The organism is Sphaerisporangium sp. NPDC088356 (genome assembly GCF_040685555.1).
GTDB lineage: Bacteria > Actinomycetota > Actinomycetes > Streptosporangiales > Streptosporangiaceae > Sphaerisporangium.
The window spans coordinates 1-15,262 of sequence record NZ_JBFBIK010000153.1; the positions used below are offsets into that span (position 1 = coordinate 1).

The 15,262-nt window shown below is 71.7% G+C and carries 15 protein-coding genes and 1 pseudogene; 11 read left to right on the forward strand and 5 right to left on the reverse strand.

Features of this window, described 5'->3' with window-relative positions:
* The first annotated feature begins 137 nt into the window (after positions 1–137).
* Both AB0O34_RS33250 and AB0O34_RS33255 read left to right on the forward strand, forming a co-directional pair.
* Complete coding sequence (locus AB0O34_RS33250) at positions 138–500, forward strand: DUF2203 domain-containing protein (protein WP_363922327.1); 363 nt, start codon at positions 138–140, stop codon at positions 498–500.
* A 141-nt stretch (positions 501–641) separates the two neighbouring features.
* Positions 642–2,099, forward strand: coding sequence for a phosphatase PAP2 family protein (locus tag AB0O34_RS33255; RefSeq protein WP_363922329.1), 1,458 nt, complete (start codon positions 642–644; stop codon positions 2,097–2,099).
* 240 nt (positions 2,100–2,339) lie between these two features.
* Here the strand turns inward: AB0O34_RS33255 and AB0O34_RS33260 are convergent, their stop codons facing one another.
* Together AB0O34_RS33260 and AB0O34_RS33265 are read right to left on the reverse strand one after the other, a co-directional pair.
* Positions 2,340–2,600 (reverse strand): zf-TFIIB domain-containing protein, encoded by a 261-nt coding sequence (locus tag AB0O34_RS33260; protein WP_363922331.1) that lies wholly within the window; start codon positions 2,598–2,600, stop codon positions 2,340–2,342.
* A 33-nt stretch (positions 2,601–2,633) separates the two neighbouring features.
* The gene (locus AB0O34_RS33265; protein WP_363922333.1) at positions 2,634–3,596 is read right to left on the reverse strand and encodes a phosphotransferase; all 963 of its coding nucleotides are present in this window, start codon (positions 3,594–3,596) and stop codon (positions 2,634–2,636) included.
* A gap of 58 nt (positions 3,597–3,654) precedes the next feature.
* On the opposite strand from AB0O34_RS33265, the gene AB0O34_RS33270 reads away from it, so the two are divergent.
* From AB0O34_RS33270 to AB0O34_RS33280, 3 genes are all read left to right on the forward strand, one after another.
* Entirely contained in the window at positions 3,655–4,560 is a 906-nt protein-coding gene (locus AB0O34_RS33270; RefSeq protein ID WP_363922335.1) for a TIGR03619 family F420-dependent LLM class oxidoreductase, read from the forward strand.
* A 79-nt stretch (positions 4,561–4,639) separates the two neighbouring features.
* Positions 4,640–5,422 carry an HAD-IIA family hydrolase gene (locus AB0O34_RS33275; RefSeq protein WP_363922337.1) on the forward strand — a complete coding sequence of 261 codons (783 nt, stop codon included), beginning with the start codon at positions 4,640–4,642 and terminating at the stop codon, positions 5,420–5,422.
* A 39-nt stretch (positions 5,423–5,461) separates the two neighbouring features.
* The gene (locus AB0O34_RS33280) at positions 5,462–6,100 is read left to right on the forward strand and encodes a hypothetical protein (RefSeq protein ID WP_363922339.1); all 639 of its coding nucleotides are present in this window, start codon (positions 5,462–5,464) and stop codon (positions 6,098–6,100) included.
* Positions 6,101–6,127: 27 nt separating this feature from the next.
* On the opposite strand, the gene arfB is transcribed toward AB0O34_RS33280, so the two are convergent.
* A complete protein-coding gene (arfB, locus tag AB0O34_RS33285) occupies positions 6,128–6,553 on the reverse strand; it encodes an alternative ribosome rescue aminoacyl-tRNA hydrolase ArfB (protein ID WP_363922341.1) in 426 nt (141 codons plus the stop codon).
* Between the two features lie 266 nt (positions 6,554–6,819).
* Here arfB and AB0O34_RS33290 point away from each other — a divergent pair, with 266 nt between their 5' ends.
* From AB0O34_RS33290 to AB0O34_RS33300, 3 genes are all read left to right on the forward strand, one after another.
* A complete protein-coding gene (locus AB0O34_RS33290) occupies positions 6,820–7,671 on the forward strand; it encodes a hypothetical protein (RefSeq protein ID WP_363922343.1) in 852 nt (283 codons plus the stop codon).
* 20 nt (positions 7,672–7,691) lie between these two features.
* Complete coding sequence (locus tag AB0O34_RS33295; protein WP_363922345.1) at positions 7,692–8,288, forward strand: HAD family phosphatase; 597 nt, start codon at positions 7,692–7,694, stop codon at positions 8,286–8,288.
* A 127-nt stretch (positions 8,289–8,415) separates the two neighbouring features.
* Entirely contained in the window at positions 8,416–8,688 is a 273-nt protein-coding gene (locus tag AB0O34_RS33300) for a GlsB/YeaQ/YmgE family stress response membrane protein (RefSeq protein ID WP_363922347.1), read from the forward strand.
* A 187-nt stretch (positions 8,689–8,875) separates the two neighbouring features.
* Here the strand turns inward: AB0O34_RS33300 and AB0O34_RS33305 are convergent, their stop codons facing one another.
* Positions 8,876–9,235, reverse strand: coding sequence for a hypothetical protein (locus AB0O34_RS33305; protein ID WP_363922349.1), 360 nt, complete (start codon positions 9,233–9,235; stop codon positions 8,876–8,878).
* A 263-nt stretch (positions 9,236–9,498) separates the two neighbouring features.
* Between AB0O34_RS33305 and AB0O34_RS33310 the strand changes: the two genes are divergently transcribed.
* Positions 9,499–12,891 carry a phosphodiester glycosidase family protein gene (locus AB0O34_RS33310; RefSeq protein WP_363922351.1) on the forward strand — a complete coding sequence of 1,131 codons (3,393 nt, stop codon included), beginning with the start codon at positions 9,499–9,501 and terminating at the stop codon, positions 12,889–12,891.
* A 9-nt stretch (positions 12,892–12,900) separates the two neighbouring features.
* On the opposite strand, the gene AB0O34_RS33315 is transcribed toward AB0O34_RS33310, so the two are convergent.
* Positions 12,901–13,455 carry an ATP-binding protein gene (locus tag AB0O34_RS33315; protein WP_363922353.1) on the reverse strand — a complete coding sequence of 185 codons (555 nt, stop codon included), beginning with the start codon at positions 13,453–13,455 and terminating at the stop codon, positions 12,901–12,903.
* Positions 13,456–13,711: 256 nt separating this feature from the next.
* On the opposite strand from AB0O34_RS33315, the gene AB0O34_RS33320 reads away from it, so the two are divergent.
* A complete protein-coding gene (locus tag AB0O34_RS33320; protein WP_363922355.1) occupies positions 13,712–15,076 on the forward strand; it encodes a helix-turn-helix transcriptional regulator in 1,365 nt (454 codons plus the stop codon).
* Positions 15,073–15,262: pseudogene (locus tag AB0O34_RS33325) on the forward strand (hypothetical protein); the annotation flags it as partial. The gene AB0O34_RS33320 and the pseudogene AB0O34_RS33325, both read left to right, overlap by 4 nt.

A 15,262-nucleotide genomic window follows, 5' to 3' on the forward strand; every position in this document is an offset into this window, starting at 1 on the left:
CGCGGGCGCCCCCGCGCGCCGGCGTCACGCGTGCGGGGGCCCGGACGCGTGGGTGCTGGAGCTCGACGTCGACGAGGTGCTCCGCGACGCGCTCGGCGGCGACGCGCCCGGTCCCCGCGGGGGATAACGTTCCTGGTGTGGACAGGACCTTCACGCTGGACGAGGCGCGAAGCCTCATGCCGCTCGTACGGGACAAGGTCGACGAGGTCGTCGCCATCCGCGCCGATCTGGCCGAGCTCACCCACGATCTCCGCAGCGCCGGGCGGTCGCCCCTCGGCGGCCTGCCCGAGGCGAAGGGTCTCGAGGCGCGGGTCGCCGACATCCTCAGCTGGTTCGGCGAGCAGGGCATCGAGGTGAAGGGCATCGCTCCGGTGCTCGTGGACTTCCCCTCCTTCCTCGGCGGCGCTTCGGTCCGCCTGTGCTGGATCGAGGGCGAGACCGGGCTCGGCTGGTACCACCGCAGCGAGCTTGGCTTCCCCGGCCGCCGCCCTCTTCCCTGACGCATGCGGGGATGGCGGCGACCGGGGCCGGGGATCACCCGGCGACATGCGCGAACGTGCCAGGCCGATCTTCACGGAGGGTGACTGCCCGCGACTTCCCTGGGCACTAACGAAGGCATGCGGAAGGCCGATGACAGTGTGATGCAGATCAAGAAGCGGCTCGGCGAGCTCGACCGGCGTCTGTTCAGGTCGGTGGCCGCCGCGCGCCTGCCCGGGTTCGACCACGTGATACCCCGCCTGTCGCGGGCCGCGGACAACTCGCTGCTCTGGGCCGCTGTCGCGGGCGGCCTGGCGTTCACCGGGCGCAGGCAGATGCGCCGCGCCGCCACGCGCGGGCTCCTTGCGATCAGCCTGGCGAGCCCCGTGGTGAACCTGCTCGGCAAGCAGGCCTTCGCCCGCGCCCGGCCGTCCATCGTGGACTTCCCGCTGGCGCGCCTCGGCAGGATCCCGTCCTCCCATTCGTTCCCGTCGGGTCACTCCGCGTCCGCCGCGGCGTTCGCCACGGCGGTGGCGATGGAGGCGCCGGCGAGGGTGGCGGTGCCCGTCGCCGTGACGGCGGGGGCGGTCTGCTTCTCCCGCGTCTACACGGGCGTCCACTACCCCGGCGACGTGCTCGCCGGCATGGCGCTCGGCGTGGCGGCGGCGATCGTCACCAAGCGTCTCTGGCCGGGCCGGACCGTCATCGGCGAGGCGCGTGTCGCCATGACCGCGCCGCCGTACGACCTCGACCCCGACGGCGAGGGTGTGGTGGCCGTGGTCAACAACGCGGCGGGGCGCGACCCGAGCACGGCCGCCGCCGTACGCAAGGCGCTGCCCAAGGCCGAGGTCATCGAGGCCGAGCCGGGCGACGACCTGATGAAGGCCCTGCAGGACGCCGCGGGGCGTGCCAGGGTGCTCGCCGTCGCGGGCGGCGACGGCACGATGAACTGCGGGGCGCAGGCGGCGCTGGAGCACGGCGTCCCGCTGCTGCCCATCCCCGCCGGCACGTTCGACCACTTCGCCCGCACGCTCGGCCTGGAGACCATCCAGGAGGCCGCCGCCGCGTACCGTTCCGGGCACGTGGTCGCGGTCGACGTCGGCGAGGTGGCCGGGCGGGTCTTCCTCAACACGGCGAGCCTCGGCATCTACCCCCTGGTCGTCGACCGCAGGGAGGACTGGGAGGGCAAGATCGGGAAATGGCTCGCCCTGGTGCTGGCCATGGCCGACGTGCTCATGCACAACCGCCGTCCCGGCGAGCTGGTCGTCGACGGCGTGCGGCGCAGGGTCTGGCTGCTGTTCGCGGGGAACTGCGCGTACGAGTCGCGTGGTGTCGCCCCCACCCGCAGGGACCGGCTGGAGGACGGCGTGCTCGACATCCGGTTGCTGACGGCGGCCTCGCGGCTGCCGCGCCTGCGGGCCATGGCGAGCACGATCCTCGGCGGGGTGGGCCTGTCGCGCCACTACCTCCAGTGGCGCGCGGACACCGTGCAGGTCGCCTCCCCGCCGGGCTCCGAGGCGGAGGTGCGGCTGGCGCGGGACGGCGAGACCTTCACCGCCCCGGGAGTGGTGGTCCTCCGCAAACGCCCCCGCTCCCTGCTGGTCTTCCGCCCGGTCGAGTAGGCCGGGCGCCGCCCATCGCGCTCGCGCAATCCCGGCGGCCCCGAAGTTCAGGACGGTCCGCAGCGCCACCGTGATCCAGTACAGCACCTGGACCATCACGCTGCAGCCGGTCGTGGGCGGCAACGCCAAGACCAACGAGGTCGACCCCGACGGCTTCCCAGCCTGACCTCGCCCGGCCTCGCAGTCGCTCGACGGCCAGCTGATCGCCAACCGGCCGCCTGACGACTACATGACCGCCCTCTAGCTGGAGAAGAGCATGCCCACCCAGCTGCGCTGGTGGTGGCCGCGGTGGCCGCCGTGGTGCGGCGCGCCCCAGGCCGGTCCGCCGTGGGGCGGCGGCGGGGCGGAGTACTGCTGCTGGGCCCACTGGCTCTCGACCCGGGACAGGGTCTCGAGCTCTCCGTAGTCCAGGAAGATGCCGCGGCAGTTGTCGCACTGCTCAATGTGGACACCGTTGCGGTCGTAGGTCCGCATGGAACCCTGGCACTTCGGGCAACGCATCGAGTCGGTCTCCTTCGAGTGGCTGAGACGACCTTACTTCGGCGCGGCGGCGCGGGTGATCCTCCCGCAGGAGGTGACGAGGTCCTGCTCCACATCGTCCAAAGGACGGCCCTCGCCGCGCGCCGACGCCACCGCCGTGGCCGCCAACTGGATCGTCAACGCGCGGGCCGGCACGTCGAGTTCCCGCCACGGATCGCCGTGCGGGACGGCGGATCCGCCCGCGCCCAGGTAGGCCGAAAGGAACCGCCGCCACAGATCGGGGGACAGGAACCCCGTCGCGAACCAGGCGGCGGGCCGGGCGAGATCCCACGCCGGGGTCCCCGCGCCCAGGTCGTCGACGTCGATAAGGAGCCACTCGCCCTGGTATCGGACGATCTGGCCGAGATGCCAGTCGCCGTGCGTGAGCATCCCGGCGCCCGGCCTCGTGTCGGCCACACCGGAGGGAAGGGACAGGTACGCCTCCCGGATGACGCCCGCCGGGACCGCGTACCGCCGGTCGGTCCCCGCGCCGTCCGTGCGGCCGGTGCCGTCCGCGCCCTCGGTGCCGTCCGTGCCGTCCAGGAGGCCGTCGAGGCGGGCGACGGCTTCCAGCAGCCTGGCAGGTCCACCGGCCGGGGGCAGGGCGAGGCCCTCCGCGGGCACGGCGTGCAGCCGGGCGAGCAACTCGGCCGCGGCCTCCCAGGGGGCCGCGTCCGGATCGGCCGGGTCCACCGGCTCGCCCGCCGGCCACACCGTGACCAGGCGGTCCCCGGCGCGCCGCACCCGCCCGTCCAGCGGCGGCAGCAGCACCCCCGGGAGCGCGCCGGCCGCATGGAGGCGGGCTGTCAGGGCCGCCTCGTCGGTGCCCGGCGGATGGGCCTTCACCACGACGTCGCCGGCGCGCACCACCGTCACGCCGGTGTCCTTCAGCACCCTTGTGTCCCCGGCTCCCGCTCCGCCTCGCGCCGAGGCTCGCGCGATGAGGGCCAGTCGCTCGGTCAGGGGGGTCGCCGACACTTCTCCGCACCGAACGGTCACCGGTCCAATCTAAGGGCGTGGCCATAGGGTGGACGTCATGAAGATTGGCTTCGGGGTACCCGTCTCGGGTTCATGGGCGACGCCCGCCAACATGCTCCTCATCGCGCGGCGCGCGGAGGAGCTCGGCTACGACTCGCTCTGGACCTTCCAGCGCCTGCTGTACCCGGTCGGCCATCCGATGGGGCCGGTCTACCGCAGCGTGCAGGATCCCATCGTGACGCTGTCGTTCCTCGCGGGCGTCACCAGCCGGATCCGGCTCGGCCTCGCCGTGGTCAACATGCCGTTCTTCTCCCCGGTGCTGCTGGCCAAGCAGCTCGCCACCCTGCAGGACGTCTCGGGCGGGCGGCTGGACGCGGGTCTTGGCCTCGGCTGGCTTCCGGAGGAGTTCGTCGCCTCGGGTGTGCCCATGGAGCACAGGGGCCGCCGGGCGGTCGAGTACCTCCAGGTCCTGCGGCGGCTGTGGAGCGAGGAGATCATCTCCCACAAGGGGGAGTTCTACGAGATCCCGCCGTCCCACCAGGACCCGAAACCGAGGCCCGCGCCGCCCGTGCTGCTCGGGGGGACCGCCGAGGTGGCGCTCCGGCGCGCCGGGCAGCTCGCCGACGGCTGGATCAGCTCCAGCCGGGCCGACCTGACGAGCATCCGCGATCAGATCTACATTGTAAAGGACGCCGCCCGCGCGGCCGGGCGTGATCCCGGCACGCTGCGCTTCATCATCCGGGGGGTCACCAGGCTGCGCGAGGCCGGCCTGCCCGACCGGCGGCCGCTGACCGGATCCCCGGAGGAGATCCGGTCGGACATCGAGGTGCTGGCGGCCGCGGGGGCGACCGAGCTGTTCCACGACCTCAACTTCGACCCGGAGATCAGCTCCCCGGACGCCGACCCGGCCGCGTCCCTGCGCCGCGCGGAGGAGACGCTGGAGGCCATGGCCCCCCAGAGGTAAGGGAGGCGGGGCGGTGAAATGTCAGCCGTACACCTGTCATCCTGGTTTCCTAAGCCAAGGAGCCGAACACGGGGGAACGGTGAACGAGCGCAAGCCGATCGAGTGCTGGCTGTCCGACATGGACGGTGTCCTCGTCCACGAGGGAAGCCCTGTACCCGGAGCAGACGAGTTCATCCGCAGGCTACGTGACCTGGGCAAACGGTTCCTCGTGCTGACCAACAACTCCATCTACACGCCCCGCGACCTGTCCGTGCGGCTGCGTGGCGCCGGCCTTGAGGTGCCCCCCGAGGCGATCTGGACCTCGGCGCTGGCCACGGCGAGGTTCCTGGACGACCAGCGGCCCGGCGGGTCGGCGTACGTCATCGGCGAGGCCGGGCTGACCACGGCCCTGCACGAGTCGGGATACATCCTGACCGACACCAACCCTGACTACGTCGTGCTCGGCGAGACCCGCACCTACAGCTTCACGGCGATAACGCGTGCCATCCGGCTGATCGACGCCGGCAGCCGCTTCATCGCGACCAACCCCGACGCGGTGGGCCCGTCCAACGAGGGCTCCCTGCCCGCCTGCGGGGCGGTCGCCGCGATGATCACCAAGGCCACGGGCGTCGAGCCGTACTTCGTGGGCAAGCCGAACCCGATGATGATGCGCAGCGCGCTGAACGCCATAGACGGCCACAGCGAGAGCACCGCGATGATCGGCGACCGGATGGACACCGACATCGTGTCCGGCATGGAGGCCGGCCTGCACACGATCCTCGTGCTCACCGGGGTCACCACCAAGGACCAGATCGACCGCTACCCGTTCCGCCCCTCCCGCGTGGTGCAGTCCGTGGCCGACCTCATCGATCTCATCGAATAGCTGCCGCGTCCTGTCAGGTTTATTGGGGAGTATGTCGACATGACCGACATATATCTGGAGATCGGCGCCAAGAAGGTCTTCGCCTGCGCGTACGACTGGCCGGGGTGGTGCCGCATCGGCAAGGGCGAGGAAGGCGCGATCGAGGCCCTGTCGGAGTACGTGCCCCGCTACCGGGTGATCGCCGAGCGGGCCGGCCTGCCGTTCGAGCCGGACGCGTTCACCGTGGTCGAGCGGGCGCCCGGTGACACGTCCACCGACTTCGGCGCCCCCTCGGCGATCCCCGCCATCGACGCGCAGCCGGTGGACGCGGCGGACGCCGAACGCGACACCGCGCTGGTGCGGGCGGCCTGGGAGGTGTTCGACGAGGTCGCGGCCGGCTCGCCCGAGGAGCTTCGCAAGGGCCCGCGCGGCGGCGGCAGGGACCGCGACAAGATGATGGCGCACGTGGTGGAGGCCGAGAGGTCGTACGCGCGCAAGATCGGGGTGCGGCACCGGCGGTTCCCTCTCGGCGACCACGCGGCGCGGGCCGCGATGCGCGGCGAGATCGCCGAGGTGCTCGGCAAGCCTTCCGGCGGTTCGCCGCTCGTGCCAGGCGGGTGGCCCGCCCGGTACGCCGCGCGGCGAATCGCCTGGCATGTGATCGACCACATCTGGGAGATGGAGGACCGCCGCGTCTGACCCCCGTGGCCAAGACGGGGGAGCGGATCAGCTGTCGTCGCCGCGGCGGAGGCGCTTGACGTCGGAGCGGTGCTTCTTGGCCGTCAGGCGTCTCTCGACCGCCCGGCGGGAGGGCTTGGTCGCCCGGCGCTTCTTCGGCGGGGGAGCGATCGCCTGGTCGATCAGGTGCGTCAGGCGGGCCTTGGCGGCCTCGCGGTTGCGGAGCTGGGAGCGGTACTCCGAGGCGGTGATCGTGATGACCCCGTCGACGAGCCGCGGGCCCAGCCGCTCCAGCGCGCGGTCCTTGAGCGGCTGCGGCAGGGCGGTCGTGGCCCCGAGGTCGAAGCTGAGCTCGACGCGGCTGTCGGTGGTGTTGACACCCTGGCCGCCCGGCCCGGAGGAACGGGAGAAACGCCAGCTGAGCTCGGCCTCCGGGATGGCGACCGAGCCGCGGACGTGAAGCGGACCAGGCATTCTCCCAGGGTAGCCGCAGGGTCCCACTACCGATCAACCTATTTGTTCGGCTCTGGTGGGTTCGTGAGGCTTATAGCCCGTCCCACGTGTGGCTCTTCCTGACAGGCGACTGTCTTGTGCCGTAGTCGTGCGCCTCCTTGTGGTGATCGTCAGGCTCGGGCAAAGTGTCCATGTTTCGAGGTTCCCGAGGTTCTCGGGAATCGCGAGTCAAGCTGTCAGCCGTACCCGCCGAGCCGAGTACGTCAGCAACCCTGGGAGGCCGTGCGGTGGCGAGGATCGTGGGGGTTCACGGCATCGGCAAGTACCGCTACTTCCAGGCCGCGGGCTCGGCCGGGGGCGCGGCGGACGCCATGCGGGCCAAGTGGGACCGCTACCTGCACGCCGGGCTGTCGGGCGGCGCTCCCTACACCGGCCAGTCCTACGTCAGCGAGGTGGCGTACTACGCCCACCTGCTCCGCAAGGAGACGCCCCCGGCGACCAGGCGCGACCTGCGCAAGATGGACTCGGCCTCGCAACTGGTGCTGGCCGACTGGATGAAGCAGATGGGCGGCGCGGGGAACCTCGCGGGCGAGACGCTGACAGGGGTGATCCACCGTCTCGCCGAATGGCTGCTCCTCAGGCTCGGGCCGCACGCCAAGAGCTTCGCGGAGGACTTCTGCCCCGAGGTGGCGGCCTACTTCGCGAGCACCGACGCCGCCGCAAGGGTCCGGTCGCGGGACGCCGTCGCCGACGCGATCCGCCGTAACCAGCCCAAGGTGGTCATCGCCCACTCGCTGGGCAGCGTGGTGGCGTACGAGGCGCTGTGGGCGCACCCTGATCTGTCGGTCGAGCTGCTCATCACGCTCGGCAGCCCGCTGGCGATGCGGGGGGTCGTCTTCGAGCGGCTCCAGCCGCTGCCGCAGGCGGGACGCGGCAGGTGCCCCCGCGGAGTGGGCCGCTGGGTGAACATCGCCGACAAGGACGACATCGCCGCCATCCCGGGCGCGCTGAAGAGCCACTTCGACGGGGTGACCCGCGACGAGAAGGTCAACATCGACTGGGCCGACTTCCACACGGTGCGCAACTACCTGGGCTGTGGCGCCGTGAACGAGTACGTGGAGCCCTTTCTCAAGGCCTGACGTTCGGTAATATCGCGATCATGAAATGGGTGCTGTTCGACTATGGGGAAGTGCTGTCCCACGCCCAGCCGGAGGCCGATCGCGGGCGCCTGGCAGAGGCGTCCGGCGTCGACCCCGGCCGCTTCTGGCAGGGCTACTGGCGGCACCGGCTGGATTTCGACCGGGGCACGCTGACGCCGGGCGCCTACTGGTCGGAGGTGCTCGAACGGCGGGCGAGCGCCGCCGAGGTCGAGCGCCTGGTCACGCTCGACGTCCAGAGCTGGAGCCACGTCAACGAGGAGACCGTGACGATCCTGGAGGAGCTCAGGGCCTCCGGCTGCCCGGTGGCGCTGCTGTCGAACGCCCCGATCTGCCTGGCCGACGGCATCGAGCGGCTGCCCTGGATCCAGGCCATGAACGCCCGTTTCTACAGCGGTCACCTGGGCCTTGTGAAGCCCGAAGCGGAGATCTACCTGACGGTCGCGGCGGGGCTCGGCGCCCGGCCGGAGGACTTCGTGTTCGTCGACGACCGTCTGGTGAACGTCAACGGCGCGCTGTCGGCGGGAATGGCCGCCGTGCATTTCCGTGACGCCGGAATGCTGCGCGCGGACCTGAAGACGGCACTGGCCACGTCATGACGAACTATTACATATCCGGCAGAACGGAAAGCGTCATTTACCACATTCACCTCCGCTGACCTGCATCGACGTATCGATCGCCGCCCTCGTGGGAATACGAATGACAACCGAATAACGGAGGGTGAAGATGCATGTCACCGGCATTATCAGCGCGATCATCGTCGGTCTGGTGATCGGCGTGCTCGCGCGGCTCCTCATCCCCGGGCGGCAGAACATCCCGATCTGGCTGACCATCGTGATCGGTATCATCGCCGCCCTCATCGGCACGGCGATCGCCGGCGGTCTCGGGGTCGCCAACACCAGAGGCATCGACTGGATCGAGCTGATCATCCAGATCGTCCTCGCCATCATCGGGGTCCTGCTCGCCTCCTCGCTGTACGCCAGGCGCAGAGTGAGCTGATCCCCGCCGGGGCGTCCTCCTGCCGGCGAACATTCGCCTGGCGTGCCGTAAGAGGTCGCCTCGGCGTCGGCGGGAGTTCAGCCACAGTGGGTAATCCGCCTGCCTGTCCCGCAGCTGTTCACGCGGGCGAGATCACGAACTCGCCCGCAGGTCGGCCGGGCCGCCTGCACTGGAGCCGTGGAGCCCCTCACGCAGAGTGTTCATGATCGCCGCTGCCGCGGGAGCTGAACAAGTCGCCGGCGACGACCGAGGACCTGAACGAGTCGCCGCGCTCGGGCGTGTCCGCCACCCCCGGCGTGCCCTGCGAGAGCACCGTCTCCTTCGACGTCCCGTGGAAGAGCGTGACCGTTCCCACGCGCGTCCGGCCGTTCACGGTGTCGTACGGCGCGGCGACGGCCAGGTCGGGCGTGCCGCAGGCGCGGGTGGCGGCGTGCGACGGCGGGGCGGTTGTGGCCGTGGCGGGGGACACAGGGAAGGACACGGGGAGGGCGGGGACGATCATCAGGGTCGCGGTGGCGAGCAGGCGTGACGCCTGCGAGGCACTCATACTCCGGATCGTCTCCCCCGATCAGGACATCCGGCCCACGACAGCGTGCAGTTCCCGCGTCGGTGACCTGAACGGGACCTCGCGAACGACGTCGCAGGTCGGGAAGTGGTTCACCGCCGTTGTCAGGCATTGTCAGGACGGGGCGAACCGTCAGGAATGATCATCGTGATGTTCCCCGCGATGTCATCGGCACGTCATGGCATGGCGCCAAGACCGGATCATCCGGCCCGTCCGTGGCTGGGCCGTTCGTAGTTGGAGGTGCGATGCGCAGGTTCACGCGCGCGTTGGCCGTGGCGCTCCTCGTCGTCGTTCCCGGCCTCGCCCGGGGGACGGCGCAGGCGGAGAGCGCGCCCGGCGCCGAAGGCTCCGCGCATGCCACCGGGTCGCCCCGCTACCAGACGGCGGTCCCCGGCCTGTCGGTCGAGGCGGATCGCGCCGACCGCACGATCGCTCCCGGCATCGTCTTGACGACGTTCGACACCCTCGGGCGTGACGGCTGGACCCGGGCCCACGTACTCAACGCCAACCTGTCGAATTCCGCGGTGGACGCCGGCCTGGTGGGCGGCAAGCTGACGGAGACCCGGCCGCTCTCGCAGTCGGCGGACGCGGGGGCCGCCGTGGCCGCCGTCAACGGCGACTACTACGACATCAACGACACCAACGCCGTCGTCGGGCCCGAGGTGAGGGACGGCGAGCTGCGCAAGGCGACCGTCGACGCGCGCACGGTCGCCGCCGTCGGTGAGGACAAGGTCGCACGGCTCGCGAGCGCTCTGCTGGAGGGCACGGTCATGGTCGCCGGCACCGCCCACCCGGTGGCCGCGCTGAACTCCGCGTCCATCCCCGCCAACGCGATCGCCGTCTTCACCGACCAGTGGGGCCCCGGCTCGCGCGCCCTGATCCCGCACTCCGGCCCCGTCACCGAGCTGGTGGTCGCGGGCGGCGGCGTCAGCGCCGTGAACGACACGGTCACCACCACCCCGGTGCCCGGCGGCGGCCTGGTGGTCGTGGCCCAGGGAAGCGCCGCCTCCGGGCTGGCCGCCGTCAAAGCCGGTGACCCGGTCACGCTGGACGTCGGCCTGCGTACCGACTCACCGGCCCGGCTACGCACGGCGCTCGGGAGTGGCGAGGTGCTCGTACGCGACGGCGAGCCCGTCGACTTCCCGCCGTCCACCGGCAACGACGCGCGGAAGCCCCGAACCGCGATCGGCTGGGGCGAGGAGGGCAGGCGGCTCCTGCTCGTGACGGTCGACGGGTCGGCGAACTTCTCGGCCGGGCTGACCTTCGACGAGACCGCCAAGCTGCTCGTGCGGCTCGGCGCCCGCGAGGCGTTCATGCTCGACGGCGGCGGCTCGTCCGACCTGGTGGCCCGCACCCCGGGGGACGGCCGGGTCAGCGTGGTCAACACCCCCTCGGACGGCGGCGAGCGGCCGATCCCGAGCGGCGTCGGCCTGTTCGCCGCCAAGGGGTCGGGCACGCTCAAGGGCATCGCCGTGCGCACCGGCGCGCCCCGGGTGTTCCCCGGCCTCACCCTCGGCGTCTCCGCCGCCGGGTACGACGAGACGTACGCCCCGGTGGGCCTCGGCGCGAAGCGGGTGCGGTGGGACGCGGGCCGGCTCGGCGAGGTGCGCGACGGCGTCCTGCGTGCCGGGCACTCCGGGCAGGGCGAGCTGGCCGCACGGGCGGGACGGGCACGCGGCGCCGCGGCGCTGCGTGTGCTGGGCGCGCTCGCCACCGCGCGGTTCAGCGCCGCGAGCCTGACCCTGGAGGCCGGCGACTCCGCCGTGGTCAGGGTCACCGGGTACGACGCCGACGGCTTCGACGCGCCCGTCGCCGCGCGCGACGTCCGCCTGTCGTACGACTCCGCCGTGGTGCGGGTCGAGGCGCGGTCCGACGGGGCGCTGACGGTCACCGGGCTGGACGCGGCGGGCGGGGCGGGCACCGTGGTCACCGCGACGGTCCGGGGCAAGGTCGCGCGCTTGCCCGTCGCCGTCGGCCTGGCACGCCGGTCGCTGGCCGAGTTCGAGGCGTCCGAGAGCTGGGGCGTCTCCACCGCCAAGGCCACCGCGTCCGTCGCGGCCGTGAGCGGGGCCGACCGCCCCGGGGCCCCGGCGGGCAACCAGGCGCTCGCGCTCACCTACGACTTCGGCGGCACCTCGGGGACCTCCGCCGCGTACGCCGTGGCCAAGCCCTCGCCGCTCGTGCTCCCGCAGGGCACCCGGCGGCTCGGCCTGTGGGCGTACGGGGACGGCAGGAAGCACTGGCTGCGGGCCACCCTGCGCTCGCAGGGGACGACGAACGTCCCGTTCACCTTCGCCACCGTGGTCGACTGGACGGGCTGGAAGTGGGTCGAGGGCACGTTGCCGGCCGGGTTCTCCGAGCCGATCACGCTGACCAACCTCTACGTGGTCGAGACCTCCAACCTCGCCAAGGACGCGGGGGAGCTGAGGTTCGGCGCGCTGACCGCGCTGGTCGGGCAGGAGGTGCCGGTCGAGGAGGAGGTCACCCCCGACCCGTTCGTCCTCACGCAGGCGAGCGTCGCGCCGGGGCGCTGGCGCTTCGCCGTCATGTCCGACCTACACGTGAGCGGGGCGGCCGGGCCATCCTCGTTCGCGGCCCTTCAGGCGGCGTCCGCGCTGAGGCAGGCTGTCGCCGCTAAGCCCGACTTCATCCTGATAAATGGCGATTTTGTGGACAACTCGGCGCAGGCTGACTTCGCGCTCGCCGAGCGGATCCTCAAGGAGAACGTGCCGCCGGGCATCCCCGTCCACTGGACGCCCGGCAACCACGAGTCCGGGGCCACCGTGACCGGGACCCTGGACGCCTTCCTCGCCACCGGGCGGCCGGCCCACCAGGTCTTCGACCACAGGGGCACCCGCTTCATCCTGCTGAACACCACTCTGGGCGGTCTGCGGGCCTCCGACTGGTCGCAGATCCCGGGCCTCCAGCGGGAGCTGGACAAGGCGGCCGGCGACCGTTCTGTGCGGTCGGTGGTGGTGGCCTTCCACCATCCCCTGCACGACCCGTCGGGGGCGGGCAGCTCGCAGTTCTCCGACGCGCTCGAGGCGGACCTGCTCGAGAAGTGGCTGTCGGGGTTCCGCGAGCGCGCGGGCAAGCCGGTCGCGCTGTTCACCGGCCACGCCCACACCGCCGCCGTGGGCAGGGCGGACGGCGTCGTCGAGGTGACCACCCCGGCGGTGGGCAAGACCCCCTACAGCTCGCCGGACAAGGGCGGGTTCTTCGGATGGATGCTGGTCGGCGTGGACCCCGCCCCCGGCAGGGTGGAGGCGGGCGTGCCGAGCCCGGCGACCCGCGACTGGCTGACCGCACGCGTCAACCCGCTGTTCGACAAGCTCTCGCTGTCGGCGCCCGGCACGCTCGCCGTGGGACGGGCCGAGGGGGTCTCGGCCACGGGAACCACGACGGCGTTCGGGCTGACGTTCCCCCTGAGGTATCCCGCCAGCGTCACCTGGAGCGGTGACCGGGCACTCGCCGTCGCGGCGACGGCGGAGGAGGCGAAGGCGGCCTCGCGACGGCACGGCGTCGTCGCGGTGCTCGACCTCGCCGCCGGCGCGCTGACGGGCGTGCGTCCCGGGCAGGCCACGCTCACGGTCTCCTCGGGCGCCCAGTCGGCCTCGGCCACCCTCACCGTGACCTGAACCGGCCGGTCAGCCGGTGCCCCCGCATGAGGGAGCAGGCAGGGCGAACGCGACGGCCTTGCCTGCCGTGCCGCCCATGGACATCGTGGTGGGGTACGAGTAGCAGTGGCCGCCGGAGAGCCGGTGGGCCAGGAACAGCCCGCGCCCGCTCTCGGCGAACGGCATGAGGTCGATCTCCTCGGCCGTGTGCAGGTAGGCCAGCATGGCGGGGATCTCGCCCAGCTCCTGCCCGCCGTCCACCATCTCGCACCACATCGGGATGCCGCTGAGGCAGTGGATGCGAAGCTCGTACGGCCCGCACGCGTGCTTCTCGGCGTTCGCGGCCAGCTCCGCCACGATGATCTCGGCGTCGCCGATCCCGTCCGCGGTGACCCCCGCCCTCGCCAGTGCCTCGCGCACCGCCGCACGGGCGCAGCGTGAGGCGGAGCCCGCCCGCAGCCTCGTGACGAGCACGCGGAAGGCGTCCTGAACGGGGACGCGCGGCTCGCCGCCGGGTGGACGGTCTTCCGCGAGGACCCCGGTGTGTTGGAGAGCCTCCTTTGGGACGGGCTGCTCGGCGCGCATGAGCTGATCACTCCTTGGACATCTCGACCGATGAGCGGACGGAGGAAGCGCGCGGTGATCCCCCCGGGGTGTGGATTCCAGGGTGCGGGAAGTTCGCGCGGGGTGGTAACACGTGCCACCGATACCCATCCCAGGTCTACCGGCGATCGGCCTAACCGATCTGCCCGGGTGATAGGTGCGACCGTTATCCCCTCGGGAACCGTGTGGGACCTGGGTTAATTGAGCGGTCAGCGGACTTGACGGTCGGAAGGTCAGCATGAACGTCACGCATGCGAGCGAGCAGGCGATCAGCTTCGCCATCTGGGAGCGACCCCAGATGCGCCAGGCTCTCGCCGTGCGCGACATCGCCACGGTGTACCTGCTCCTCCAGCGCGTCGGGGTCTCCCAGCGCAGGATCGCCGCGCTGACGGGCCAGTCCCAGTCGGAGATCTCCGAGATCCTCAACGGGCGCCAGGTCATGGCGTACGACGTGCTCGTGCGCATCGCCGACGGCCTCGGCGTCCCGCGCGGGTACATGGGGCTGGCCTACGACGAGGCGTCGCAGGGGGTGGCGGGACAGCTCGTCGGCTACCAGGACGACGCCGACGAGGACGAGCAGGTCCGCAGACTGCTGGCCCACGCAGCTCAAGTCACCATCGGCGCCGCGGTGGCGACGGTGGACGAGTGGCGCCGGCCGCTCGCGCGCGTCGACACCCCGGTCCCCGACAACATCGGGGACGCGGAGGTCGAGCAGGTCGAGACCGTCACCCAGTCGCTCCGCGCGCTCGACTACCGCTACGGTGGCGGCGTCTGCCGGGACGCGGTGGTGGCCCAGCTCGCCTGGTCACAGCACCTCCTGCAGGCCACGTGCACCGAGAGAGTCGGGCGCCGCCTCCACCGCGCGCTCGCCGACCAGCACAACCTGGCGGGGTGGACGTCCTTCGACGTCGGCCTCTACGGCGCCGCGCGGCAGCATCTCGCTCGCGCCCTCGAACAGGCGAAACACGCCAAGGACCCGTCGCTGGCGGCCAACATCCTCTACCGGATGGGGCGTGTCCACCTGCACCTGAACCGCGTGGAGGACGCGTTGCGGTTCTTCCAGCTCGGCCAAATCTGCGCGCAGGACGCGAGCTGTGAGCTCACCGTCGCCATGCTCTGCGCGAACGAGGCCTGGGCGTACGCCCTGCTGGGGGACGAGCGGCTCGCCATGAAGTCCATCAGCCGGGCTCGTGACGAGTACGCCCGGGCCGACCGCCAGGCGGCGCCGGCCTGGGTGCGGTTCTTCGGGGATGCCGACATCGAGGCGGCGAGCGGCATGACGCACGCGAGCCTCGCGATCACCCACCCCGGCCACCTCTCGAAGGCGGCCGAACTACTTTCCAACAGCGTACGGAACAGAGATCAGACCATGGCACGAAGCAAGGTGTTCGAGTTGATAGGACTGGCGACGGTGCAGCTCCGGCTGGGCGAGGTCGAGGAAGGGCTGGGGCACGGGCACGAGGCCGTCACGCTGGTGACGCAGATCAGGTCGGTCAGGACGATCGACCGCTTGGAACCGCTGAGGGAGGCCGCGGCGGAGCAGCCGCAGGACTCGGGCGCGCGTGAGCTATGCCGGCGGATCAAGGACCTGCGGATCGCATGAGCATCGCGACCGTAGATCCCTCAGGCGGGCTCACCCGCGAGAACCTCCGCTCACTTCTCGCCGCGGTCTGCGCCGAGACGGGGCTCGATCCCACCCACGCCGAGCTGATCAAGTTCACCAACAACGCGGTGTTCCGGCTGCGCACGGCCCCGGTGGTCGTGCGCATCGCCGGCTCCACAGATCGGA